Source organism: Pseudomonas sp. Sample_11 (assembly GCF_004307505.1).
GTDB lineage: Bacteria > Pseudomonadota > Gammaproteobacteria > Pseudomonadales > Pseudomonadaceae > Aquipseudomonas > Aquipseudomonas atacamensis.
This window is the reverse complement of the sequence record NZ_RCOD01000072.1, coordinates 13,593-36,728: the sequence shown is the minus strand read 5'-3', so window position 1 is coordinate 36,728 and position 23,136 is coordinate 13,593. Positions and strand designations below refer to the sequence as shown.

18 protein-coding genes are annotated in these 23,136 nt (G+C 61.4%); 14 read left to right on the top strand and 4 right to left on the bottom strand.

Annotated elements, in window-relative coordinates:
- Positions 1-76 precede the first annotated feature (76 nt).
- Positions 77-1,021, bottom strand: coding sequence for a GlxA family transcriptional regulator (locus D8U60_RS19700; protein ID WP_130900728.1), 945 nt, complete (start codon positions 1,019-1,021; stop codon positions 77-79).
- 191 nt (positions 1,022-1,212) lie between these two features.
- On the opposite strand from D8U60_RS19700, the gene D8U60_RS19695 reads away from it, so the two are divergent.
- From D8U60_RS19695 to D8U60_RS19670, 6 genes are all read left to right on the top strand, one after another.
- Positions 1,213-2,157 carry a choline ABC transporter substrate-binding protein gene (locus D8U60_RS19695; RefSeq protein ID WP_122612399.1) on the top strand — a complete coding sequence of 315 codons (945 nt, stop codon included), beginning with the start codon at positions 1,213-1,215 and terminating at the stop codon, positions 2,155-2,157.
- Positions 2,158-2,263: 106 nt separating this feature from the next.
- On the top strand, positions 2,264-3,151 hold the full coding sequence (locus D8U60_RS19690) for a 3-keto-5-aminohexanoate cleavage protein (RefSeq protein ID WP_024014602.1): 888 nt from the start codon (positions 2,264-2,266) through the stop codon (positions 3,149-3,151).
- Positions 3,152-3,363: 212 nt separating this feature from the next.
- Positions 3,364-4,329: an L-carnitine dehydrogenase gene (locus tag D8U60_RS19685; protein ID WP_122699697.1), complete on the top strand. Its 966-nt coding sequence runs from the start codon at positions 3,364-3,366 to the stop codon at positions 4,327-4,329.
- Positions 4,330-4,464: 135 nt separating this feature from the next.
- On the top strand, positions 4,465-4,941 hold the full coding sequence (locus tag D8U60_RS19680) for a thioesterase family protein (RefSeq protein WP_130900727.1): 477 nt from the start codon (positions 4,465-4,467) through the stop codon (positions 4,939-4,941).
- 26 nt (positions 4,942-4,967) lie between these two features.
- Positions 4,968-6,131, top strand: coding sequence for a gamma-butyrobetaine dioxygenase (locus tag D8U60_RS19675; protein WP_130900726.1), 1,164 nt, complete (start codon positions 4,968-4,970; stop codon positions 6,129-6,131).
- A gap of 369 nt (positions 6,132-6,500) precedes the next feature.
- A complete protein-coding gene (locus D8U60_RS19670) occupies positions 6,501-6,764 on the top strand; it encodes a hypothetical protein (RefSeq protein ID WP_041476764.1) in 264 nt (87 codons plus the stop codon).
- Between the two features lie 73 nt (positions 6,765-6,837).
- On the opposite strand, the gene D8U60_RS19665 is transcribed toward D8U60_RS19670, so the two are convergent.
- Positions 6,838-7,941 (bottom strand): GlxA family transcriptional regulator, encoded by a 1,104-nt coding sequence (locus D8U60_RS19665; RefSeq protein ID WP_007949927.1) that lies wholly within the window; start codon positions 7,939-7,941, stop codon positions 6,838-6,840.
- Between the two features lie 593 nt (positions 7,942-8,534).
- A complete protein-coding gene (locus tag D8U60_RS19660; RefSeq protein WP_130900725.1) occupies positions 8,535-9,911 on the bottom strand; it encodes an L-serine ammonia-lyase in 1,377 nt (458 codons plus the stop codon).
- A gap of 435 nt (positions 9,912-10,346) precedes the next feature.
- Here D8U60_RS19660 and D8U60_RS19655 point away from each other — a divergent pair, with 435 nt between their 5' ends.
- The 3 genes from D8U60_RS19655 (at position 10,347) to choV (ending at position 13,392) form a co-directional block, all read left to right on the top strand.
- Positions 10,347-11,294 carry a choline ABC transporter substrate-binding protein gene (locus D8U60_RS19655; protein WP_016772806.1) on the top strand — a complete coding sequence of 316 codons (948 nt, stop codon included), beginning with the start codon at positions 10,347-10,349 and terminating at the stop codon, positions 11,292-11,294.
- Positions 11,295-11,371: 77 nt separating this feature from the next.
- Positions 11,372-12,217 carry a choline ABC transporter permease subunit gene (gene choW / locus D8U60_RS19650; RefSeq protein ID WP_016772805.1) on the top strand — a complete coding sequence of 282 codons (846 nt, stop codon included), beginning with the start codon at positions 11,372-11,374 and terminating at the stop codon, positions 12,215-12,217.
- Complete coding sequence (gene choV / locus D8U60_RS19645; protein ID WP_016772804.1) at positions 12,214-13,392, top strand: choline ABC transporter ATP-binding protein; 1,179 nt, start codon at positions 12,214-12,216, stop codon at positions 13,390-13,392. Before choW ends, choV begins: the two co-directional genes overlap by 4 nt.
- 190 nt (positions 13,393-13,582) lie before the next feature.
- Here the strand turns inward: choV and D8U60_RS19640 are convergent, their stop codons facing one another.
- Positions 13,583-15,523 (bottom strand): BCCT family transporter, encoded by a 1,941-nt coding sequence (locus D8U60_RS19640; protein ID WP_223630511.1) that lies wholly within the window; start codon positions 15,521-15,523, stop codon positions 13,583-13,585.
- A gap of 486 nt (positions 15,524-16,009) precedes the next feature.
- Between D8U60_RS19640 and betI the strand changes: the two genes are divergently transcribed.
- The 5 genes from betI to D8U60_RS19615 all read left to right on the top strand — a co-directional run bounded on the left by betI (position 16,010) and on the right by D8U60_RS19615 (position 23,059).
- Positions 16,010-16,603: a transcriptional regulator BetI gene (gene betI, locus D8U60_RS19635; protein ID WP_024014607.1), complete on the top strand. Its 594-nt coding sequence runs from the start codon at positions 16,010-16,012 to the stop codon at positions 16,601-16,603.
- 88 nt (positions 16,604-16,691) lie between these two features.
- Complete coding sequence (betB, locus tag D8U60_RS19630) at positions 16,692-18,164, top strand: betaine-aldehyde dehydrogenase (RefSeq protein WP_130900724.1); 1,473 nt, start codon at positions 16,692-16,694, stop codon at positions 18,162-18,164.
- Positions 18,165-18,312: 148 nt separating this feature from the next.
- Positions 18,313-20,016 (top strand): choline dehydrogenase, encoded by a 1,704-nt coding sequence (betA, locus tag D8U60_RS19625; protein WP_130900723.1) that lies wholly within the window; start codon positions 18,313-18,315, stop codon positions 20,014-20,016.
- A 263-nt stretch (positions 20,017-20,279) separates the two neighbouring features.
- Complete coding sequence (locus D8U60_RS19620) at positions 20,280-21,722, top strand: TldD/PmbA family protein (protein ID WP_130900722.1); 1,443 nt, start codon at positions 20,280-20,282, stop codon at positions 21,720-21,722.
- On the top strand, positions 21,722-23,059 hold the full coding sequence (locus D8U60_RS19615) for a TldD/PmbA family protein (protein WP_130900721.1): 1,338 nt from the start codon (positions 21,722-21,724) through the stop codon (positions 23,057-23,059). Before D8U60_RS19620 ends, D8U60_RS19615 begins: the two co-directional genes overlap by 1 nt.
- The last annotated feature ends 77 nt before the right edge of the window (positions 23,060-23,136 follow it).

Below are 23,136 nucleotides of genomic sequence, written 5' to 3'. Positions count from 1 at the left end.
ATCGCAGCCTTTGGCAGCTCCTACTTTGGAATGCATTTCCCTGTAGGAGCTGCCGAAGGCTGCGATCTTTTGACTTTCAGATCTGTGCGGTACGCCGGTCTTCGCGCGGGCAGCGGGCGAAACGCGCGCGATAACTGCGGGTGAAATACGACGGTGATTCAAAACCGCAGGCAATGCTGACTTCGAGCACGCTCATATCGGTCTGGCGCAGCAATTGCCGGGCCTTCTCAAGCCTTAACCGCAGATAGAAGTTGCTCGGCGTATCGTTCAGGTGCAGCCGGAACAACCTTTCCAGTTGCCGCCGGGTCACCTTGATCGACTCCGCCAGTTGCAGCGTGGTCAGCGGCGGTTCGCTGTGCTGTTCCATCTCGCCGATCACCTGCACCAGTTTCTTGTTGCTGATCCCGTAACGCGTGGCGACTTCCATGCGCTGGTGATCCTTGCGCGGGCGTATGCGCCCGAGCACAAACTGCTCGCTGACCTGAATCGCCAGTTGCGGGCCGTGGGCCTGGGCGATCAGGTCGAGCATCAGATCAATCGAGGCCGTTCCTCCCGCCGAGGTGATCCGCCGGCGGTCGATCTCAAACAGTTCCTGGGTCACGCTGAGCTGTGGATAAGACTCCTTGAACGCATCGATCGCCTCCCAGTGCAGGGTCAGGCGATGGCCGTCGAGCAGGCCTGCTTCGGCAAGGACGAAGCTGCCGGTGTCGATGGCGCCGAGGGTCACCCCGTCCTTGTCCAGCCTGCGCAACCAGTGCTCCAGCGTCGGCGTGATGAACTTCAGCGGTTCGAAGCCGGCCACCACCAGCAAGGTCGCGCCTTTCTTCAGCGGCTCCAGCGCCGCATCGGCGTTGACCGACATGCCGTTGCTGGCCAGTACCGCGCCGCCATCGGCGCTGAGCACATGCCAGCGGTACAACTCGCCGCGAAAGCGGTTGGCCACGCGCAACGGTTCGATCGCGGAAATAAAGCCGATGGCGGAGAACCCCGGCATCAGCAAAAAGTAGTAATCCTGGGACATGGGCGCACTCGGTTGGCGGGTCGCGTGGCTCGTTGATACGCCGATTATCGGCGGCGTTCAAGCGTGCAGGTCGCTACAGTGCAAATGCCAGTCGCCGCAGTGCGCTTTCACGGGTGCATAGCTGCGTAACTTGGCCTCACCGGCGCGCAGATGCCGGGAACCACAATAATCGAACTGCCGAGGAACCCGACATGAAACGACTGATCAGCAGCTGCGTTCTTGCACTCAGCGGTACCGCTTTTTTCAGCACCGGCGTGATGGCGGCCGACCCGGCCTCCTGCAAGAACGTACGCATGGGCGTGGTCAACTGGACTGACGTGATCGCCACCAGTGCCATGACCCAGGTCCTGCTCGACGGCCTCGGCTACAGCACCAAACAGACCAGCGCCTCGCAGCAGATAATCTTTGCCGGGATCCGCGATCAGCGCCTGGACCTGTTCCTCGGCTACTGGAACCCGCTGATGACCCAGACCATCACGCCATTCGTCGAGGCCAATCAGGTCAAAGTGCTCGAAGCACCGAGCCTTAAGGACGCCCGCGCCACCCTCGCCGTGCCGACTTACCTGGCCGACAAGGGGCTGAAAACCTTCGCTGACATCGCCAAATTCGAGAAGGAATTGGGCGGCAAGATCTACGGCATCGAGCCAGGCTCGGGCGCCAACACGCAGATCAAAGCGATGATCGCCAAGAACCAGTTTGGTCTGGGCAAATTCCAACTGGTCGAATCGAGCGAGGCCGGCATGCTCGCCGCCGTTGACCGCGCCGTACGGCGCAAGGAAGCCGTGGTGTTCTTCGGCTGGGCGCCGCACCCGATGAACGTCAACATTCAGATGACCTATCTGACCGGCAGCGAAGACGCCCTCGGCCCGAACGAAGGCATGGCCACGGTGTGGACGGTCACGTCACCGAAGTACGCCGAGCAATGCCCGAACATCGGCCGCCTGCTGGCCAACCTGACGTTCACCGCCGAATCCGAGAGCCGGATGATGCAGCCGCTGCTCGATCACAAGGACGCCTTCGAGTCGGCGAAGCAGTGGCTCAAGGATCACCCCGAAGACAAACAGCGCTGGCTTGAAGGTGTGACGACTTTCGATGGCAAACCGGCTGCTGAAAACCTCCAGCTGACCAGCAAATAACCCTTTATTGAACCCCCCTCTCCCAAATGGGAGAGGCCACTGAAACACGCTTCGCAGCCCCGCCACGGGCTGCGGACAGACCCATCACGCCTGAAGGAAACGCACCATGAACCACGACGTCATCATCACCTGCGCACTCACCGGTGCTGGCGACACGACCGCCAAAAGTCCACACGTGCCGGTCACCCCGAAACAGATTGCTGCTGCCGCGGTGGAAGCGGCCAAGGCTGGCGCCACTGTGGTGCACTGCCATGTGCGCGATCCTCAGACCGGCAAGTTCAGCCGTGACGTGGCGCTGTACCGCGAAGTGATGGAGCGCATCCGCGAGGCGGACGTCGACATCATCGTCAACCTCACCGCCGGGATGGGCGGCGACCTGGAAATCGGCCCTGGCGAGAAGCCGATGGAGTTCGGCCCGAACACCGATCTGGTCGGTCCGCTGACCCGTCTCGCCCACGTTGAAGAACTGCTGCCGGAAATCTGCACCCTCGATTGCGGCACGCTGAACTTCGGCGACGGCGACACCATTTACGTCTCTACCCCGGCGCAACTGCGCGCCGGCGCCAAGCGCATCACCGAGCTGGGCGTGAAGGCCGAACTGGAGATTTTCGACACCGGGCATCTGTGGTTCGCCAAGCAGATGATCAAGGAAGGCTTGCTCGACAACCCGTTGTTCCAGCTGTGTCTGGGCATCCCGTGGGGCGCGCCGGCCGACACCACCACGATGAAAGCCATGGTCGACAACCTGCCCGCCGACGCGGTCTGGGCCGGCTTCGGCATTGGCCGCATGCAGATGCCGATGGCAGCGCAAGCGGTGCTGCTCGGCGGCAACGTGCGGGTCGGGCTGGAGGACAACCTGTGGCTGGACAAAGGCGTGCTGGCGACCAATGGCCAATTGGTCGAACGCGCCACGGAAATCCTCAGCCGCCTCGGCGCCCGCGTGCTCACACCGGCAGAAGGTCGCAAAAAAATGGGTCTGACCCAGCGCGGCTGAACCTCACCCTTTCTCCCTGTGAACATAAATCTTGTGGTGAGGGGATTTATCCCCGATGGGTGGCGAAGCCGCCCCAAAACCTGACAACCCGGGGCATCAGATAGACCGAGAGCACTGGTTTTACGACTGCTTCGCAGCCGATCGGGGATAAATCCCCTCGCCACGAGAACAGAGTTTCCACAGGGATCACCGAACTCTCTCAGGAAATCACCATGCGCTTTATCACCGAAATCAAAACCTTCGCCGCTCTCGGCAGCGGTGTCATCGGCAGTGGCTGGGTCGCCCGCGCCCTCGCCCACGGACTTGATGTAGTGGCCTGGGACCCGGCGCCCGGCGCCGAAGCGGCATTGCGCCAACGCGTGGCCAATGCCTGGGGCGCGCTGGAGAAGAACGGCCTGGCGCCGGGCGCTTCGCAGGACCGTCTGCGCTTTGTCGCAACCATCGAGGAGTGCGTGCGTGACGCCGACTTCATCCAGGAAAGCGCCCCGGAGCGGCTGGAACTGAAACTCGATCTGCACAGCAAGATCAGCGCCGCCGCCAAGCCCGATGCGCTGATCGGCTCCAGCACTTCAGGCCTTTTGCCAAGCGAGTTCTATGAGAGTTCGATGCACCCTGAACGCTGCGTGGTCGGGCATCCGTTCAACCCGGTTTATCTGTTGCCGCTGGTGGAAGTGGTCGGCGGCAAGAATACCGCGCCGCAAGCGGTGCAAGCGGCGATGCAAGTCTACGAATCCCTCGGCATGCGCCCGTTGCATGTGCGCAAAGAAGTGCCGGGGTTCATCGCCGATCGCCTGCTCGAAGCGCTGTGGCGTGAGGCGTTGCACCTAGTCAATGACGGTGTGGCGACGACCGGCGAGATCGACGATGCGATTCGCTTTGGCGCCGGTCTGCGCTGGTCGTTCATGGGCACTTTCCTGACTTACACCCTGGCCGGCGGCGATGCCGGCATGCGCCACTTCATGTCGCAATTCGGTCCGGCGTTGCAGTTGCCGTGGACATATCTGCCAGCACCGGAGCTGACCGACAAGCTGATTGATGATGTGGTCGATGGCACCACCGATCAGCTCGGTCGGCACAGCATTTCGGCGCTGGAGCGCTATCGTGATGATTGTTTGCTGGCGGTGCTCGAGGCGGTGAAAACCACCAAGGAAAAGCATGGAATGAGTTTCAGCGAGTAATCCGCCACCTGATCGTTCCCACGCTCTGCGTGGGAATGCAGCCCGGGAACGCTCCGCGTCCCAGAAGCGTGACGCACAGCGTCACAAGAGGCGTTACCACGCAGAGCGTGGGAACGATCGCCGCCAGGAGAAACCATGCCCCACCTCACCACCTACCAGACCACCATCATCCCCGACTGGGTCGACTACAACGGCCACCTGCGCGACGCCTTCTACTTGCTGATTTTCAGCTACGCCACCGATGCCCTGATGGACCGCCTCGGCATGGACAGCAGCAACCGCGAGGCCAGCGGCCACTCGCTGTTCACCCTTGAGCTGCACCTCAATTATCTGCACGAAGTGAAGCTCGACACTGAGGTGGAAGTGCGCACGCAAATTATCGGCCACGACAGCAAGCGCCTGCACCTCTATCACAGCCTGCACAAGGTCGGCGATGAGCAAGCGCTGGCCGGCAATGAACAGATGCTTTTGCACGTCGACCTCGCCGGCCCGCGCTCGGCGCCGTTCAGCCCCGATACGTTGCATCGCTTGCAGGCCATCGTCGCGGATCAGACCGACCTGCCCGCTCCCGCTTACACCGGCCGCGTGATCGCGCTGCCACCCGCTCGGTAAATCCCCCCCATCGCCAAGGAGCCGCCATGAACACCGCCGTCGCTGTTGCCGATTTTCGTACTTATCCGTTGATCAGCGCGCTCGGTGGCGTGCAGGGTCTGGCGGATCGCGTTGTCATCGAATGGGCTGACGGACGTGTCAGCCCGTTTCACCACGTATGGCTACGCGACAATTGCCCGTGTGATCAATGTGTCTACAGCGTCACTCGCGAGCAGGTTTTCGAGAGCGTCGATGCCGCAGAGGATTTGCGACCGCTGGCCACGCGCATCGACAGCGATGGTTGCCTGCGCATCGACTGGCAGGACGGTCACCTCAGCCGCTTCGATCCGGGCTGGCTGCGCGCACATGCCTATGACGATGAATCCCGCGCCGAACGCCTGGCCGGCAAACCGCAGCCCCGTTTGTGGCACAGCGATCTGCAGTTGCCGGTGTTCGACTACACCGCGCTGATGAACGACAACGCCGCGCTGCTGCAATGGTTGCTCGCCGTGCGCGACATCGGCCTGACCCAAGTGCGCGGCGTGCCCACCGAGCCGGGCTCGCTGAAGCTCATCGCGCAACGGATTTCCTTCATTCGCGAAAGCAATTTCGGCGTGCTGTTCAATGTGCAATCCAAAGCCGACGCCGACAGCAACGCCTACACCGCCTTCAACCTGCCATTGCACACGGATCTGCCGACTCGCGAGCTGCAACCGGGGCTGCAATTTCTGCATTGCCTGGTGAATGATGCCGAGGGTGGCGAGAGCATTTTCGTCGATGGTTTTGCGATCGCCGACGCCTTGCGTCAGGAGGAGCCGCAGCTGTTTGAGGCCCTGTGCGAAATCCCTGTGGAATTTCGCAACAAGGACCGGCACAGCGACTATCGCTGCCTGGCGCCGGTCATTGCTTTGGATGCGCTGGGCCGGGTGGCGGAGATTCGCATGGCCAACTTTCTGCGCGGGGCGTTCGATACGTCGGTGGCGCAGATGCCGCTGCTGTATCGAGCCTATCGGCGCTTTATTGCGATGACCCGCGAGCCGCGGTTTCGGCTGATGCAGCGGCTCAAGCCGGGCGAGTTGTGGTGCTTTGACAACCGCCGCACGCTGCATGCGCGCAATGCCTTTGATCCAGCGACCGGGGCGCGGCATTTTCAGGGCTGCTATGTCGACCGGGATGAGTTGTTGTCGCGGATTCTGGTGTTGCAACGTTGAACCGCGTCATCGTTCTTCGCGAGCAGGCTCGCTCCCACAGGGTACGCATTGCAAAGTGGGAGCGAGCCTGCTCGCGAAAGCGTCCGCGGGAACAACAAATCCCTGGCTGATTCACAAGAAAAAAAACTCCGATCAAGCCGTGACAGGATCGGAGCTGAGGAGGGTACTGTTGAGGAGCTGCCAGGCGAGGGTGACCAAACCTTCGTGAAGCGAGCTGGGGCCAGTGTGCCTAGTCGTCCATTCAGTCGGTTAGCCGAAAACGACCTGTTCATAGTCGTCCCGGCCACCGCGACAAAACGCCCTTGCCGCGTCCGGTCGGGGCCACCAGAATCGAGCCAAGACCTCCGTTGCCACAGAAGGATTTGCGTAATGATGTACGCCGATTTGATTGACCAGGAAGATCTGTTGGGCCAGCTCAAGGCCTTGGGTATTCAGGTGCCGAGCGGTACCACCGCCGAGCAGGCCTGCGAGTGCGCGGTGCGTGGCCTGGACAATGTGCGCGCATTCGAACTGCGCAAGATGGTCAAGGACATGTACACCAGCGGCGCCAGCATTCAGCCGGCGGTGCGTCAGGCGATCGACAAGCAATTGTTGCCGGCCCTCTCGCAATACCAGCAGTCACACAGCGCCTGAGAAAACCCTTCGCGAGCAGGCTCGCTCCCACCTGATCGTTCCCACGCTCTGCGTGGGAACGATCAGACTCGGTCTACAGCCTTACGCTGGCAAATGTCGACTCATTGCGCGCCTGACTCAGCGCTGACATCGGCCCCGACAGCGGCGACATCACGATGGCCTGCGGCAGCGGCAGCATGGCTACCTGCTGGGTGGTGTTGGAGCCGACGCGCTCGTCACGCGGCGGAATGCCGAAGTACTCGCGATAGCACTTGGAGAAGTGCGGCGTGGAGACGAACCCACACACCGACGCCACCTCGATGATCGACATCGGCGTCTGCTTGAGCAGCTGCCGGGCGCGGATCAGGCGCAACTTCAGGTAATAGCGTGACGGCGAGCAATGCAGGTATTTCTGGAACAACCGCTCCAGTTGTCGACGCGACACCGCGACATACACCGCCAGTTCATCCAGATCGATCGGCTCTTCCAGATTGGCTTCCATCAGCGCGACGATTTCCTGCAACTTCGGCTGGTTGGTGCCGAGCATGTGCTTGAGCGGCACGCGCTGATGATCCTGTTCGTTGCGGATGCGCTCGTAGACGAACATTTCCGAGATCGCTGCCGACAGTTCACGACCGTGATCGCGGCTGATCAGGTGCAGCATCATGTCCAGCGGCGCGGTACCGCCGGAACTGGTGAAGCGGTTACGGTCGAGGGTGAACAGACGTGTGCTCATGGCCACGCGCGGGAAAGCTTCCTGCATCGCCGCCAGACATTCCCAGTGCACGCTGCAATCGAAGCCGTCGAGCAGACCGGCACAGGCCAGCGCCCAACTGCCGGTGCACACCGCGCCCAGGCGCTTGGACTGGCGCGCCTGGCTTTGCAGCCACGAGACGTGTTCACGGGTTACGGTACGTTGAATGCCGATGCCGCCGCAGACAATCACCGTGTCCAGGGGCGGGGCTTTGTGCATGGAGGCGTCGGGGGTGATTTGCAGACCGTCACTGGCCCAGACCTGGCCGCCATCGACGGTGAGGGTGCTCCAGCGATACAGCTCGCGACCGGACAACTGGTTGGCCATGCGCAGCGGCTCAACGGCGGACGCCAGGGAAATCAGCGTGAAATTGTCCAGCAGCAGAAAGCCGATGGATTGAGGCGCACGGTTCTGGGGTTGGGCCCCGGAGTTGAACGACGTCATCGCGGTATCTCCTCACACAAAGCGGGTGGCGGCCTCAGGCGGAGGCTCTTGTTATTGCCCGCGTCTCACAGAGAAAGCAGGCTTTGTTATGACAGAGCAATTGCCGTGCCTGAAATTGGACGGCCATTCAATAACTCCTGAAAACGACCTCGCGACGCGTCTATCCGAGACCTCGGAACACGCCATTTCGAAGTGCCATCAGGCGCCGCCAGAGCCCTGCCGCGCAGCCTGTGAGCAGATCGGTAGCACTTGTGGGAACTGGCCTGCAGAGGATTTGCACAGAGTGTCACCGCAAGCACGGACGACGGACGGTCAGGTAACGACTGACGAGTCACGACTGACAATGACGCTTGTCTGATTGCGACGCGCCAAAAGGTGGCGCGGCTGGATTGGGGTGTTCTTTTGTCGAGCAGTTTTGACTGGTCTGGCACTCCACTCTGCCAGATCAACCTGTGGCGAGGGGATTTATCCCCGATCGGCTGCGCAGCAGTCGTAAATCCATTCACCAAAGTGTGTCAGGCAAAACTCGATTGCAGGATTTGGGACTGCTTCGCAGCCCAGCGGGGATAAATCCCCTCGCCACGGGTTCACGGTCAGCATTCAACCGCGCTGACCGCCAAGCCACCGCGCGAAGTTTCCTTATATTTGTCATGCATATCGGCGCCGGTATCACGCATGGTGCGGATCACCCGGTCCAGCGAGATAAAGTGCTGCCCGTCGCCACGCAGGGCCATTTGCGCCGCGTTGATCGCTTTCACTGCCGCGATTGCATTGCGCTCGATGCACGGCACTTGCACCAGGCCACCGACCGGGTCGCAGGTCAGGCCCAGGTTGTGCTCCAGGCCGATTTCCGCCGCGTTGCACAATTGCTCGGGCGTGGCGCCAAGAATCTCCGCCAGCCCCGCCGCTGCCATCGCGCAGGCCGAACCGACCTCGCCCTGACAGCCGACCTCGGCGCCAGAGATCGAAGCGTTCTTCTTGCACAGAATGCCGACCGCCGCCGCGCCGAGGAAATAGTCGACGACGTTGGCGTCGGTGACCGCTTCGCTGAATTTCATGAAGTAGTGCAGCACCGCCGGGATGATCCCCGCCGCGCCGTTGGTCGGTGCAGTGACCATGCGCCCGCCAGCGGCATTCTCTTCATTGACGGCCAGAGCGAACAGATTGACCCATTCCATCGCGCTCAGGGTCGAGCCGATGACATTGGGCTTATTCAGCTCTTGCAGGCTGCGGTGCAACTTCGCCGCACGCCGCCGCACGTTCAGGCCGCCGGGCAGAATGCCTTCGTGCTTGAGGCCTTGCTCGACGCAATCCTGCATCGCCCGCCACAGTTTCATCAGCCCGGCACGGATCTCTTCTTCGCTGCGCCAGACCTTTTCGTTGGCCATCATCAGTTCAGCGACGCGCAGGTTGTGCGTTTTGCACAACTGCAGCAGCTCGACCGCACTGGAGAAGTCGTAAGGCAATTCGGTGCGATCCAGATCGACCACACCACTGGACGCTTGCGCCTCATCAACGACGAATCCGCCGCCGACCGAATAGTAGGTGTCACGGTGCAGCTCAGCGAACTCGCCTTCGGCCAACAGCGTCATGGCGTTGGGATGGAATGGCAGGTTTTCATCGATCAGGCGCATGTCCCGCGCCCACACAAACGGCACCGACAGGCGACCATCCAATAACAACGTATGGGTTTCGCGCAGCGCCTGAATGCGCGGGCCGATCTGCGCCGGGTCGATTGCGTCCGGCCACTCGCCCATCAGGCCCATGATCACCGCGTTGTCGCTGCCGTGGCCGATGCCGGTGGCGGAAAGCGATCCGAACAACTGCACCTCGATGCGCCGCACCTGTTCCAGCTGATGCTTGCCGCGCAGCGACTCGACGAACAATGCGGCGGCGCGCATCGGCCCAACGGTGTGGGAACTGGAAGGGCCGATGCCGATTTTGAACAGGTCGAAAACGCTGATAGCCATTGCTGCGAAGCTCCTGAGAATACCGGTCCGGGCGGCAAAAGCGCCCGCTGGCGGAGCTGCTACGCTCAAGCTGCGATCCGCCGAATGCCGGCATCATCGGGCTTTTGTCGGCGCGCTCGGCGTCTGACACCGACGCAGTCATGTCCAGCAGCGTCGTTACGTTTTCGCCCCGCAAATACGCCGTTTTTATGCTGTTGAGCAAGTCATCGGGGGCGGAAAAAAGCTGTAAGCGACGTCACCGACACTGGAAGCGACCATCCCTGTACTGGATACGACCCTCCCTGTAGGCGTCAGATTTTCACTGGTACATGATCGGGATGACTCGATTGCAAGGCGCTGCGGTAGAGCTGTCGTCAGAACGCCACCAACCGCAACCCATAAGTGCGGTGGTCCACAGTCGGAACACTGCCAAAAAAAACACCAAGGAGTCCATCCATGAAAGGTTCCCCGTCGTTGTTGTTGGCCGCCCTGCTGAGTCTGCCGTTACTGGCGCAAGCCGCAGAACCGGCACAGTGCAGCCTCGTTAACTTCTCCGATGTCGGCTGGACCGACATCACCGCCACCACCGCTACCACTTCCGTTGTTCTCAACGCCCTCGGCTACAAGACCAAAACCACCATGATCTCCGTGCCCGTGACCTACAAGTCGCTGGCCGACGGCAAGAACATGGACGTGTTTCTCGGCAACTGGATGCCGACCATGGAGAACGACATCAAGCCGTATCGCGATGCCGGCACCGTCGACACCGTGCGCACCAACCTCAAGGGCGCCAAATACACCCTCGCCGTGCCGCAAGCTCTGTACGACAAAGGCCTGCATGACTTCGCCGACATCGCCAAATTCAAGAAAGAGCTCGACGGCAAGATCTACGGCATCGAGCCGGGCAACGACGGCAACCGGCTGATCCAGAGCATGATCGACAAGGATGCCTTCGGCCTGAAAACCGCTGGCTTCAAGATCGTCGAATCTTCCGAGGCCGGCATGCTCTCGCAAGTCGACCGGGCGCAGAAGCGCGACACCGCCGTGGTCTTCCTCGGCTGGGCACCGCACCCGATGAACAAGCGCTTCAAGATTCAGTACCTGACCGGCGGCGACGACTTCTTCGGCCCCGATTTCGGCGCAGCCACCGTGGCGACCAACACCCGCAAGGGTTACGCCGAAGAATGCAGCAATGTCGGTCAGCTGTTGAAAAACCTGGAGTTCACCGTCGACATGGAAAGTGAACTGATGGGCAACATTCTCGACGACAAGATGAAGCCTGACGCGGCCGCCAAGGCCTGGCTGAAAAAGAATCCACAGGTGCTCGATACCTGGCTCGCTGGCGTGACCACCATTGACGGTAAACCAGGCCTGGAGGCCGTGAAAGCCAAGCTCGCGCCTTGATTTGAAAGGCACCGCTTATGCCGGGCAGGCGTGCCTGCCCGGGCTGTTAATTTCCTTGCATGCGGACGTTCACTACCATGCTGATTGATCAGAAAATACCTTTAGGCCAGTACATCGCGGGCTTCGTCGAATGGTTGACGCAACACGGCGCCAACACCTTCGACGCAATCGCCGTGACACTGGAAACGATGATCCACGGCGTGACGTTTGCGCTGACCTGGTTCAACCCGTTGGTGCTGATTGGCCTGATTGCCATCATTGCCCATCTGATTCAACGCAAGTGGGGCCTGACCGCGTTCGTGGTCGCCTCGTTCCTGCTGATCCTCAACCTCGGTTACTGGCAGGAAACCATGGAAACCCTCGCCCAGGTGCTGTTCGCCACCCTGGTCTGCGTGTTGATCGGCGTGCCGCTGGGCATCGTCGCCGCGCACAAACCGATGTTCTACACCATGATGCGGCCGGTGCTCGATCTGATGCAGACCGTGCCGACCTTCGTTTACCTCATTCCTACCCTGACCCTCTTCGGGCTGGGTGTGGTTCCGGGCCTGATCTCCACGGTGGTGTTCGCCATCGCGGCGCCGATCCGCCTGACCTACCTGGGCATCCGCGATGTCCCGCAAGAACTGATGGACGCCGGCAAGGCCTTCGGCTGCTCGCGTCGCCAATTGCTCTCAAGGATCGAACTGCCGCACGCCATGCCGAGCATCGCGGCCGGCATCACCCAGTGCATCATGCTGTCGCTGTCGATGGTGGTGATCGCGGCACTGGTCGGCGCCGATGGACTCGGCAAACCGGTGGTCAACGCACTGAACACTGCTGATATTGCGCTGGGCTTCGAAGCAGGCCTGGCAATCGTACTGCTGGCGATCATGCTCGACCGTATCTGCAAACAACCCGACGCTAAAGTAGGGGGTGACGCATGAGCATAATTCGCTTCGAAGACGTTGACGTAATCTTCTCCAAAGACCCGCGCGAGGCACTCAAGCTGCTCGATCAGGGCATGACCCGCAACGAGATCCTGAAGAAGACCGGTCAGATCGTCGGCGTGGAAAAAGCCACGCTGGACATCAACAAAGGCGAGATCTGCGTGCTGATGGGCCTGTCCGGCTCGGGCAAGTCGAGCCTGCTGCGCTGCATCAACGGCCTCAACACCGTGAGCCGCGGCAAGCTGTTCGTCGAGCATGAAAACCGTCAGATCGACATCGCGTCCTGCACGCCCGCCGAGCTGAAGATGATGCGCACCAAGCGTATTGCGATGGTGTTCCAGAAGTTCGCCCTGATGCCCTGGCTGACAGTGCGCGAGAACATCAGTTTCGGTCTGGAAATGCAGGGTCGACCGGAGAAGGAACGCAAGAAACTGGTCGACGAGAAACTCGAACTGGTCGGCCTGACCCAATGGCGCAACAAGAAGCCGGACGAACTTTCCGGCGGCATGCAACAGCGCGTCGGCCTCGCCCGTGCGTTGGCCATGGACGCCGACATTCTGCTGATGGACGAACCGTTCTCGGCTCTCGACCCGCTGATCCGCCAGGGCCTGCAGGATGAACTGCTGGAACTGCAACGCAAGCTGAGCAAGACCATCGTGTTTGTCAGCCACGACCTTGATGAAGCCCTCAAATTGGGTAGCCGCATCGCGATCATGAAGGACGGTCGGATCATCCAGTACAGCGTGCCGGAAGAAATCGTCCTCAACCCGGCGGACGACTATGTGCGCACTTTTGTCGCCCACACCAACCCGCTCAACGTACTTTGCGGCCGCAGCCTGATGCGCACGCTGGACAAGTGCAAACGCATCAACGGCTCGGTGTGCCTCGACCCGGGCGGCGACTCGTGGCTGGACCTGGCCGAAGGCAACACCATCAAAGGCGCACGCCAGAACGGCTCGGTGCTGAACCTGCAGAACTGGGCACCGGGGCAAGCAGTGGAAGGCCTGGAGCGCAAACCGACGCTGGTGGACTCGAACATCGGCATGCGTGACGCGCTGCAGATCCGTTATCAGACCGGCAACAAGCTGGTGCTGCACGATAACAATCATGTGGTGGGGATTCTCGGCGACAGCGAGTTGTATCACGCGTTGTTGGGCAAGAATCTGGGGTAAACCCCGCAGACACAAAAACGCCGCGAGATTATCGCGGCGTGATTGTTCCCACGCTCCGCGTGGGGATGCAGCCCGGGACGCTCCGCGTCCCACAACAGCGGACGCAGAGCGTCCATTGATGCATTCCCACGCGGAGCGTGGGAACGATCATGCAAAAGGGGCTCAATCGAGCCCCTTTTGTTTTAGCTGTTTAGCTGTACACCCGGCCAAGAAGCTGCCGATGGCTTTCAAACTGATCGAGCACATCCCGCGTAATCTGCTCAGGAGTGAAGCCCATCAAGTCGTAATCCTGGCTGCCATTGTGCAAATACACCTCAGCACGGTAATAACGCTGACGCGCTTCATCCGATTGCGCCGATTCGGTCGGGGTCGCCAGATAACCATCCAGGCTCACTTCGTAGACGAATGGGTTGCCCTCTTCCATCTCGACCCGCACACCCATGCAACGCTTGGCCTTGCCCAGCAGTGTCTGCACTTCAATGCCCTGATTGCGCAATTGCGCCGCCGCATCCTCCAGCGCCGGGGTGACGTGCTTGTCCATGAAGCGCTGCACCACCGATTGGCTCGGCTGCAGATCCAGTTGCGTCAGGCGCTCGCTGAAACCACGGCGTCCGCGCTCGGCCAGTTGCGCTTGCTCCTGTTCGATCTGCACGTCCTGGCGCATCGCCTTGTGCAGGCCGAACATGAAGCAGATCAGCACCACCGAAAACGGCAGGCCGGCCAGCACGACCATGGTCTGCATGGCTTCGAAGTTGCCGGCGAACAGCAGGCCGATGGTCACCAGCGTGATCACCACCGACCAGAAGATCCGCAGCCAGTGCGGCGCGTCTTCATCGACGTTGCCGCCCTTGCAGGAAAGATTCGCCATCATCACCGCACCGGAGTCGGCCGGGGTCAGGAACAGCACGAAGCCGACAAAGATCGACACCCCGATGACGACTTTCGACGCCGGGTAATGCTCAAGCAACTGATAGATCGCCATCGACGGCTGTTCCAGCGCCGTCTTGCCCAGCTCCACCGCGCCCTGATTCATCACCAGATCCAGCGCCGAGTTACCGAAGATCGACAGCCACGCCAAGGTGAAGCCCAGCGGAATCAGCAGCACGCCAGCGACCAGTTCACGCACGCTGCGGCCACGGGAAATCCGCGCAATGAACATGCCCACGAATGGCGCCCAGGAAATCCACCAGGCCCAATAGAACAGGGTCCACAGGCCAAGCCAGCGGTCGGACTTGGCGCTGTCGCCTTCATAGACGTACAGGTCGAAGGTCTTCAGCACCACGCCGTTGAGGTAGTCACCGATGTTCTGCACGAAACCGTTGAGCAGGTGCAAAGTCGGGCCGAACAGCAGAACGAAAATCAGCAGGCCGCTGAACAGCACGATGTTCAGGTTGGACAGACGACGGATGCCGTTTTCCACACCCGACACGGCAGCGATGGTCGCTACGGTGCTCATGACGATGATGACGATCAGCAGGTTGGTGTTGCTGTGCTCCATGCCGAACAGGTTTTCCAGCCCGGACGACACTTGCAGCGAGCCGATCCCCAGGTTGGTCACCAGCCCCAGCAGCGTTACGAACATGCCGAAGCCGTCCACCGCGTGACCGGCGGCGCCTTTGACCCAACGCTCGCCGACCAGCGGATACAGCGCCGAACGCAGGGCCAGCGGCTGGTTATGCCGATAGGCAAAATACGCCACGGCCAGGCCGACCAAAGCGTAGATCGCCCAGCCGTGCAGGCCCCAGTGCAGGAAGGTCAGTTGCACCGCCTGGCGCGCGGCCATGTTGGTGGCCGAGGTGCCTTCCGGCGGATTGAAGTAGTGATCCAGCGGCTCGGACGCGCCGAAATACAACAGCGAAATGCCGATGCCCGACGAGAACAGCATCCCCGCCCAGGCGCCGTAACTGAAATCCGGGGTGTCGTCCTTGCTGCCCAGTTTGAGTTTGCCGTACGAGGAAAACGCCAGGCCGACCACGAACACCAGGTAGGCGGCGATCACCACCATGTAGTACCAGCCGAAGCTGCGCGACAACCAGGCCTGGGCCATGCCCAACATTCTGCCGGCCTCTTGCGGGGCGATGATCAGAATGGCGGTCAACAACAGAATCAGCGCGGTCGAGGTGTAGAACACCCAACCGTTGACCGTCACCTTCTCGGGCGGGGTCTTTATTAGCGAGGCAGAACTCATGGCACAAATGCTCCAGGCAGTGCGAGAGAAGAACACAAGGCATCACGGAACCCGACCAATCGGTTAGTTGGCAGCCGACCGGCGGGTGATATAAAGACACTCCGAAAAAAGCCCGAACCTGCCGAAATGGCGTTGCGTATTCGCTTTCGTGGCCAGAGGCGACGGACGTTCATCCGAAACCTGGCCCCGAGCGTCTTGCCCTTTCAACACGTCCATCGAATCGCGAACCGCGCCATGCCCCGCGCAGGTTTCGAGCCGTTTCAGGTGTCGGTTTTTATCGTCATTACGCGTAGGAATTTTCTGTAGGCAGCGACGAATTGTCGCAGATCTTATTCTTTGTTGATTGAACGTTCAATCAAAACAAAATAGACTGGCCCTCAATCCGATCGGCGTCATTCGCCCCTCGGAAGGCCTAAGGAGATGTGCAAGATGCCCAAGGTCGGTATGCAACCCATCCGCCGCCAACAACTGATCGAAGCCACTTTGCAAGCGGTCGATCAGGTCGGAATGGGGGACGCCAGCATTGCGCTGATCGCCCGTTTGGCCGGTGTCTCGAATGGCATCATCAGTCATTACTTTCAGGACAAGAACGGCCTGATCGCCGCCACGATGCGGTACCTGATGACCGCCCTCAGCGAGAGCGTCACCGCGCGCCGTCAGGCGCTGGCAGATGACAGCCCACGGGCGCATCTGCAGGTGATCATCGAAGGCAACTTCGACGCCAGCCAGGTCAATGGCCCGGCAATGAAAACCTGGCTGGCCTTCTGGGCCACCAGCATGCACCAGCCGTCTTTGCACAGGTTGCAGCGGATCAACGATCACCGTCTGTATTCCAACCTGTGCTGCCAGTTCCGCCGTGTGTTGCCGCTCGAAGATGCGCGCAATGCCGCCCGAGGCCTGGCAGCTTTGATCGACGGCTTGTGGTTGCGCGGCGCGCTGTCGGGAGACGCTTTCGACACGGCGCAGGCGCAACAGATCGCTTACGAATACATGGATTTCCAATTGGCCAAGAAGGTGAGCTAGAGCACAGAGAAAATGCTCGGCCCCTGAACTCCACCGCAGCGTGATCGCGGTGGTCAACGCCAACCACCAATGCACTTGCGAGGACACTATGGCCCGTTTCGAACTGCAAAAACTCTACATCGATGGCGCGTACACCGACGCCGGCAGCGACGCCACCTTCGAAGCCATCAACCCGGCGAACGGTGAAGTCCTCGCACTGGTGCAACGTGCGACCAAAGACGACGTCGAGCGCGCTGTGGTCAGCGCCCAAAAGGGCCAGAAAATCTGGGCCGCGATGACCGCCATGGAGCGTTCGCGCATCCTGCGTCGCGCCGTTGACATCCTGCGCGAGCGCAACGATGAGCTGGCTGCGCTGGAAACCCTGGACACCGGCAAATCCTTCTCCGAAACCAAGTACGTCGACATCGTCACCGGCGCTGACGTGCTGGAATACTACGCAGGCCTGGTGCCCGCCATCGAAGGCGAGCAGATTCCGCTGCGCGACACCTCGTTCGTTTACACCCGTCGCGAGCCGCTGGGCGTGGTCGCCGGTATCGGCGCGTGGAACTACCCGATCCAGATCGCCCTGTGGAAATCCGCTCCAGCCCTGGCGGCCGGTAACGCGATGATCTTCAAGCCAAGCGAAGTCACCTCGCTGACCACCCTGAAACTGGCTGAGATCTACACCGAAGCGGGCGTGCCGAACGGCGTGTTCAACGTCCTGACCGGCAGCGGCCGCGAAGTCGGCACCTGGCTGACCGAGCACCCGCGCATCGAGAAAATCTCCTTCACCGGCGGCACCGATACTGGCAAGAAAGTCATGGCCAGCGCTTCGGCTTCGTCGCTCAAGGACGTGACCATGGAACTGGGCGGCAAGTCGCCGCTGATCATCTGCGACGACGCCGATCTCGATCGCGCCGCCGACACCGCGATGATGGCCAACTTCTACAGCTCCGGCCAGGTCTGCACCAACGGCACTCGCGTGTTCGTACCGGCGCACCTGAAAGCCGCTTTTGAAGCCAAGATCGTTGAGCGCGTTGCCCGCATCCGCGTTGGCAACCCGGAAGACGAAAACACCAACTTCGGCCCGCTGGTCAGCTTCCCGCACATGGAAAGCGTGTTGGCTTACATCGCCAAGGGTAAAGAAGAAGGCGCACGCGTGCTGTGCGGCGGCGGTCGTCTGACCGACGGCGAATTCGCCAAAGGCGCGTTCGTGGCTCCAACCGTATTCACCGACTGCACCGACGACATGACCATCGTGCGCGAAGAGATCTTCGGCCCGGTGATGGCGATCCTCTCCTACGAAACGGAAGAAGAAGTGATCCGCCGCGCCAACGACACCGACTTCGGCCTGGCCGCCGGTATCGTTACCAAGGACCTGAACCGCGCCCACCGCGTGATTCATCAACTGGAAGCCGGTATCTGCTGGATCAACGCCTGGGGCGAGTCCGACGCGAAGATGCCGGTTGGCGGCTACAAGCAGTCGGGTGTTGGCCGTGAGAACGGCATCAGCTCGCTGAACAACTTCACCCGCATCAAATCGGTACAGGTCGAGCTGGGCGATTACGTCTCGGTGTTCTGATCAGCTAGCTGATCAGCTGCAAGCGGCAAGTTTCAAGCTGCAAGTAAAAGCAGTTTGGGCTTGCCGCCCTCCCCGATTTCGAAGCCACCGCTCGCTGCTTTTTCTTGCAGCTTGAAGCTAGTGGCTTGTAGCTCCCGCAGGAGAATTTATGACTCAAGAATACGACTACATCATCATAGGCGCCGGTTCCGCAGGTAACACACTTGCCACCCGTCTGACTGAAGACGAAGGCGTCACCGTTCTGCTGCTCGAAGCCGGGGGGCCGGACTACCGCCTCGACTTCCGCACGCAGATGCCCGCCGCGCTGGCCTTCCCGCTGCAGGGTCGTCGCTACAACTGGGCCTACGAAACCGATCCAGAGCCGCACATGGACGGTCGCCGGATGGAATGCGGTCGCGGCAAGGGCCTGGGTGGCTCTTCGCTGATCAACGGCATGTGCTACATCCGTGGCAACGCGATGGACTACGACGGCTGGGCGAAACTGCCGGGCCTGGAAGACTGGTCGTACCTCGATTGCCTGCCGTACTTCCGCAAAGCTGAAACCCGTGACATCGGCCCGAACGATTACCACGGTGGCGACGGCCCGGTCAGCGTGACCACGCCGAAAGCCGGCAACAACCCGCTGTTCCACGCCATGGTTGAAGCCGGCGTGCAGGCCGGTTACCCGCGCACCGAAGACCTCAACGGTTACCAGCAGGAAGGCTTCGGCCCGATGGACCGCACCGTGACGCCGAACGGCCGCCGTGCTTCCACCGCCCGTGGCTACCTCGACATCGCCAAGAAGCGTTCGACCCTGACCATCGTTACCCACGCGCTGACCGACAAGATTCTGTTCGAAGGCAAGCGCGCGGTCGGCGTGCGTTACCTGATCGGTGACGCTGAAGAACGTGTTGAAGCCAAGGCGCGCAAGGAAGTCCTGCTGTGCTCCGGCGCCATCGCTTCGCCGCAGATTCTGCAGCGCTCCGGTGTCGGCCCGGCGAAACTGCTGGAAAGCCTCGACATCCCGGTGGTCCACGATCTGCCGGGCGTCGGTGAAAACCTGCAGGATCACCTTGAGCTGTACCTGCAATACGCCTGCACCCAACCGGTTTCGCTGTATCCATCGCTGCTCTGGTACAACCAGCCGGCGATCGGTGCCGAGTGGCTGTTCAACGGCACCGGCATCGGCGCCAGCAACCAGTTCGAGGCCGGCGGTTTCATTCGTTCGCGTCCGGAATTCGAATGGCCGAACATCCAGTACCACTTCCTGCCGGTGGCGATTAACTACAACGGCAGCAACGGTGTGAAAGAACATGGTTTCCAGGCGCACATGGGCTCCATGCGCTCGCCGAGCCGTGGCCGCATCCAGGTCAAATCCAAGGATCCGCGCCAGCACCCGAGCATCCTGTTCAACTACATGGCCACCGAGCAGGACTGGCAGGAATTCCGCGACGGCATCCGCCTGACCCGCGAAATCATGCAGCAACCGGCACTCGATCAATACCGTGGTCGTGAAATCAGCCCGGGCATCGACGTGCAAACCGATGAACAGCTCGACAAGTTCATCCGCGAGCACGCCGAAACCGCGTTCCACCCGTCCTGCTCGTGCAAGATGGGCACCGACGAGATGGCCGTGGTCGATGGCGAAGGTCGTGTGCACGGCATGCAGAGCCTGCGCGTGGTCGATGCTTCGATCATGCCGATCATCACCACCGGCAACCTCAACGCGCCGACGATCATGATGGCCGAGAAAATCGCCGACAAGATCCGTGGCCGCAAGCCGCTGCCGCGCAGCAACGCTGCTTATTACGTCGCGAACGGCGCGCCGGTCAAAGGCAAGCCGATGCGGGATATCACCCCGGTTACCCAGTAAGTCGTAATACCTCCCCTGATCGTTCCCACGCTCCGCGTGGGAACGATCAGGGGACGCTCCGCGTCCCAAAGCGGACGCAGAGCGTCCATGGCGGCATTCCCACGCAGAGCGTGGGAACGATCTGCTGTCGGGCACAGTAAATCCTCCTACACCCCCTCTTCACTTGATCCTACCCCCACGCAGGCCTACTCTAGACCTCGCGCAACCGTTTCACCCCTCCCCGCTGTCGCCATGCCGCTACTCCATTACAAGGAGGTTCCCGAATGTTCGATTTCCACCCCCAGCTCAAGCAGCGCTTTGCTGCCTTGCGCACGGGCGCTGAATTTTTTTCCCTGCGGTATGTGCGCGAGTCCGGGCAGTTTCTGTCGGTGCGCAAGAACGTCGCCGAACCGCCGAGCCTGAGCCGCGATGAAGGGGCGATGCTCACCGTACGTGTCAATGGCGTCGAAGCCTACGCGGCGACCAATGACCTCTCGCAACAAGGCCTGCAAGCCGCCCTCGAGCGCGCCGAACAACAGGCCCGCCGGCTCAAGCCGCACGCCTTGCTCGATCTGCGCGAGCAGCCGCTTTCCAGCGATCGCGCTGATTATTTTTCACCCAACCTCGAACAACCCTTCCCGTCCCTGAGCGAATGCTTCGATCTGCTCGGTGCGGAGTCCGCCTCGGTGCCCAAGGATGAACGCCTGGTCAATTGGCAGGTGAGCATCGGCATCACTAACGTCGAGCAGATCTACCTGAGCAGCGCCGGCGCCGAATTGCGCCAGGCCCAGCGCTTCGTCTATCCGAGCCTCGACGTCACCGCCTACGACGGCAACGACAGCCAGACCCGCAGCCTCGGCCGCGAGAATTTCGGCCAGCAGGGTGGCGCCGACGTCATCAGCCGCTGCGGTCTGGTCGGTGCCGGTCCGCAAGTCGCCGACCAGGCCCTGCAACTGCTGCTCGCGCCGAACACCCCGCAAGGCCCGCGCGACTTGCTGCTGATGCCTGATCAGATGATGCTGCAGATCCATGAATCCATCGGTCACCCGCTGGAGCTCGACCGCATCCTCGGCGATGAGCGCAATTACGCCGGCACCAGTTTCGTCAAGACCAGCGATTTCGGCAGCCTGCAATACGGCTCCAACCTGCTCAACGTAACCTTCGATCCAGGCATTCCCGAAGAGCTGGCGAGCTACGGCCATGACGACGACGGCACCGCGGCGAGCAAACAATTCCTGATCCGCGACGGCCTGTTGCTGCGGCCATTGGGTGGGGCACTGTCGCAGTATCGCGCCGGCCTCGATGGCGTTGCCAACAGCCGCGCCTGCGGCTGGAACCGGCCACCGATCGACCGCATGGCCAACCTCAACATCGAGCCGGGCGATCAGACGCTGGAGCAGATGATCGGCGGTATCGAGCACGGCATTCTGATGAGCACCAACCGTTCGTGGTCGATCGACGATGCGCGCAACAAATTCCAGTTCGGCTGCGAATGGGGCCAGTTGATCGAGCATGGTGAACTTAAAGGCGTGGTGAAAAATCCCAACTACCGGGCCATTTCCGCGCACTTCTGGAAGAGCCTGCGCGCCGTCGGCGATGCCAACACCGTCAAGGTGCTGGGCACGCCGAACTGCGGCAAGGGCGAACCGAACCAGGTGATTCGCGTCGGCCACGCTTCGCCGGCCTGCGTATTCAGCAACATTGATGTGTTTGGGGGAGACGCCTGATGAGCATTTCGAAGCGTCAGTCCGACGCCTTCAAGGTCATGGTCAACTGGCTGCGCGACAGCGTGCGCGAGCCGGAACAGTTCACGCTCAGCTACGCCGCCGAAGCCTCGGCGTTCGTGCGCTTCAATCACGCCAAGGTGCGCCAGGCCGGGCAAGTGCAACAGGCCAACGTCGGCCTGAAACTGATCGACGACGGTCGCCACGCCGACCTGCAGATCACCTTGTCCGGGGATCAGGAAGCCGATCTGCAACGCCTCGCCGAAGGCTTGCAGCAACTGCGCGAAACCCTGCCGCTGCTGCCGCAGGATCCGTACCTGCTGCTCAATCACAACAGCTGGCAGAGCACGCACGTACAAGCGCATCCGCTGCCGGACACCGAAGATGTCGTCGGGCAAATCTGCGCTGCCGCTGAAGGTCTGGATCTGGTCGGTTTCTATGCTGCCGGCCCGATCAGTCGCGGGTTCGCCAGCTCCGCCGGCGCGTTCGGCTGGCATGAAGCCAACAGCTTCAACTTCGACTTCAGCCTGTTCCATGAAAATGGCGAAGCGGTGAAGGCCAGCTACGCCGGGCATGACTGGAGCGACGAGGGCTTCGCCCGGCGTTTCGCCCAGGCCCGCGAACAGCTGGAGTTTCTCGGCCGGCCGTTACGCACTTTGGCACCGGGACAGTACCGCGCCTATCTGGCACCGGCAGCGCTGGAAGAAATCATGGGCATGCTCAGTTGGGGCGGGTTCTCGGCGCAATCGATCGCCAGCAAGAGCAGTCCGTTGCAGAAACTCTACGTCGGCGATCAGGCGTTCAGTCCGCTGGTGTCGCTGGATGAGAAAGTCAGCGAATCCCTGAGCCCGGCGTTTTCCGCCGAGGGATATCCGCGCAGCGATCTGCGTCTGATCATCGAAGGCCGGGCCGGTGATCAACTGGTCGGCTCGCGCAGCGCGGCGGAATACGGTCTGGCGGCGAACGGTGCGGGCGGTGGCGAGATGCCCAGTGCATTGAACATGGCCGCCGGTGATCTGTCGCAAGAACAGATCCTCAAGCAGTTGGGCACCGGGCTGTACATCAGCAACCTGTGGTACCTGAACTACTCGGATCAACCGGCGGCGCGCATGACCGGCATGACCCGTTTCGCGACCTTCTGGGTCGAGAACGGCGAAATCCAGGCGCCGGTCAGCACCATGCGTTTCGACGACAGCGCCTACAACCTGCTCGGCTCGCAGCTGGAAGCGTTGACTACCGAGCGTGAATTGCTGCTGTCGGCGAGTACCTACAGCCAGCGCAATACCTCGTCATCGCTGTTGCCGGGGGCGCTGGTCAGCCGGTTGACCCTGACCCTCTGACCGCGATCGTTCCCACGCTCCGCGTGGGAATGCAGCCCGGGACGCTCCGCGTCCCAGCCAAAAGCGGACGCAGAGCG

Coding starts and splice junctions, on each gene's coding strand:
- betB (WP_130900724.1), top strand. CDS start 16,692: ATGGCCCGTTTCGAACTGCAAAAACTCTACATCGATGGCGCGTACACC.
- D8U60_RS19690 (WP_024014602.1), top strand. CDS start 2,264: ATGAACCACGACGTCATCATCACCTGCGCACTCACCGGTGCTGGCGAC.
- D8U60_RS19670 (WP_041476764.1), top strand. CDS start 6,501: ATGATGTACGCCGATTTGATTGACCAGGAAGATCTGTTGGGCCAGCTC.
- D8U60_RS19685 (WP_122699697.1), top strand. CDS start 3,364: ATGCGCTTTATCACCGAAATCAAAACCTTCGCCGCTCTCGGCAGCGGT.
- D8U60_RS19675 (WP_130900726.1), top strand. CDS start 4,968: ATGAACACCGCCGTCGCTGTTGCCGATTTTCGTACTTATCCGTTGATC.
- D8U60_RS19660 (WP_130900725.1), bottom strand. CDS start 9,911: ATGGCTATCAGCGTTTTCGACCTGTTCAAAATCGGCATCGGCCCTTCC.
- D8U60_RS19680 (WP_130900727.1), top strand. CDS start 4,465: ATGCCCCACCTCACCACCTACCAGACCACCATCATCCCCGACTGGGTC.
- D8U60_RS19615 (WP_130900721.1), top strand. CDS start 21,722: ATGAGCATTTCGAAGCGTCAGTCCGACGCCTTCAAGGTCATGGTCAAC.
- D8U60_RS19695 (WP_122612399.1), top strand. CDS start 1,213: ATGAAACGACTGATCAGCAGCTGCGTTCTTGCACTCAGCGGTACCGCT.
- D8U60_RS19665 (WP_007949927.1), bottom strand. CDS start 7,941: ATGACGTCGTTCAACTCCGGGGCCCAACCCCAGAACCGTGCGCCTCAA.
- betA (WP_130900723.1), top strand. CDS start 18,313: ATGACTCAAGAATACGACTACATCATCATAGGCGCCGGTTCCGCAGGT.
- D8U60_RS19620 (WP_130900722.1), top strand. CDS start 20,280: ATGTTCGATTTCCACCCCCAGCTCAAGCAGCGCTTTGCTGCCTTGCGC.
- D8U60_RS19655 (WP_016772806.1), top strand. CDS start 10,347: ATGAAAGGTTCCCCGTCGTTGTTGTTGGCCGCCCTGCTGAGTCTGCCG.
- D8U60_RS19700 (WP_130900728.1), bottom strand. CDS start 1,021: ATGTCCCAGGATTACTACTTTTTGCTGATGCCGGGGTTCTCCGCCATC.
- choW (WP_016772805.1), top strand. CDS start 11,372: ATGCTGATTGATCAGAAAATACCTTTAGGCCAGTACATCGCGGGCTTC.
- betI (WP_024014607.1), top strand. CDS start 16,010: ATGCCCAAGGTCGGTATGCAACCCATCCGCCGCCAACAACTGATCGAA.
- choV (WP_016772804.1), top strand. CDS start 12,214: ATGAGCATAATTCGCTTCGAAGACGTTGACGTAATCTTCTCCAAAGAC.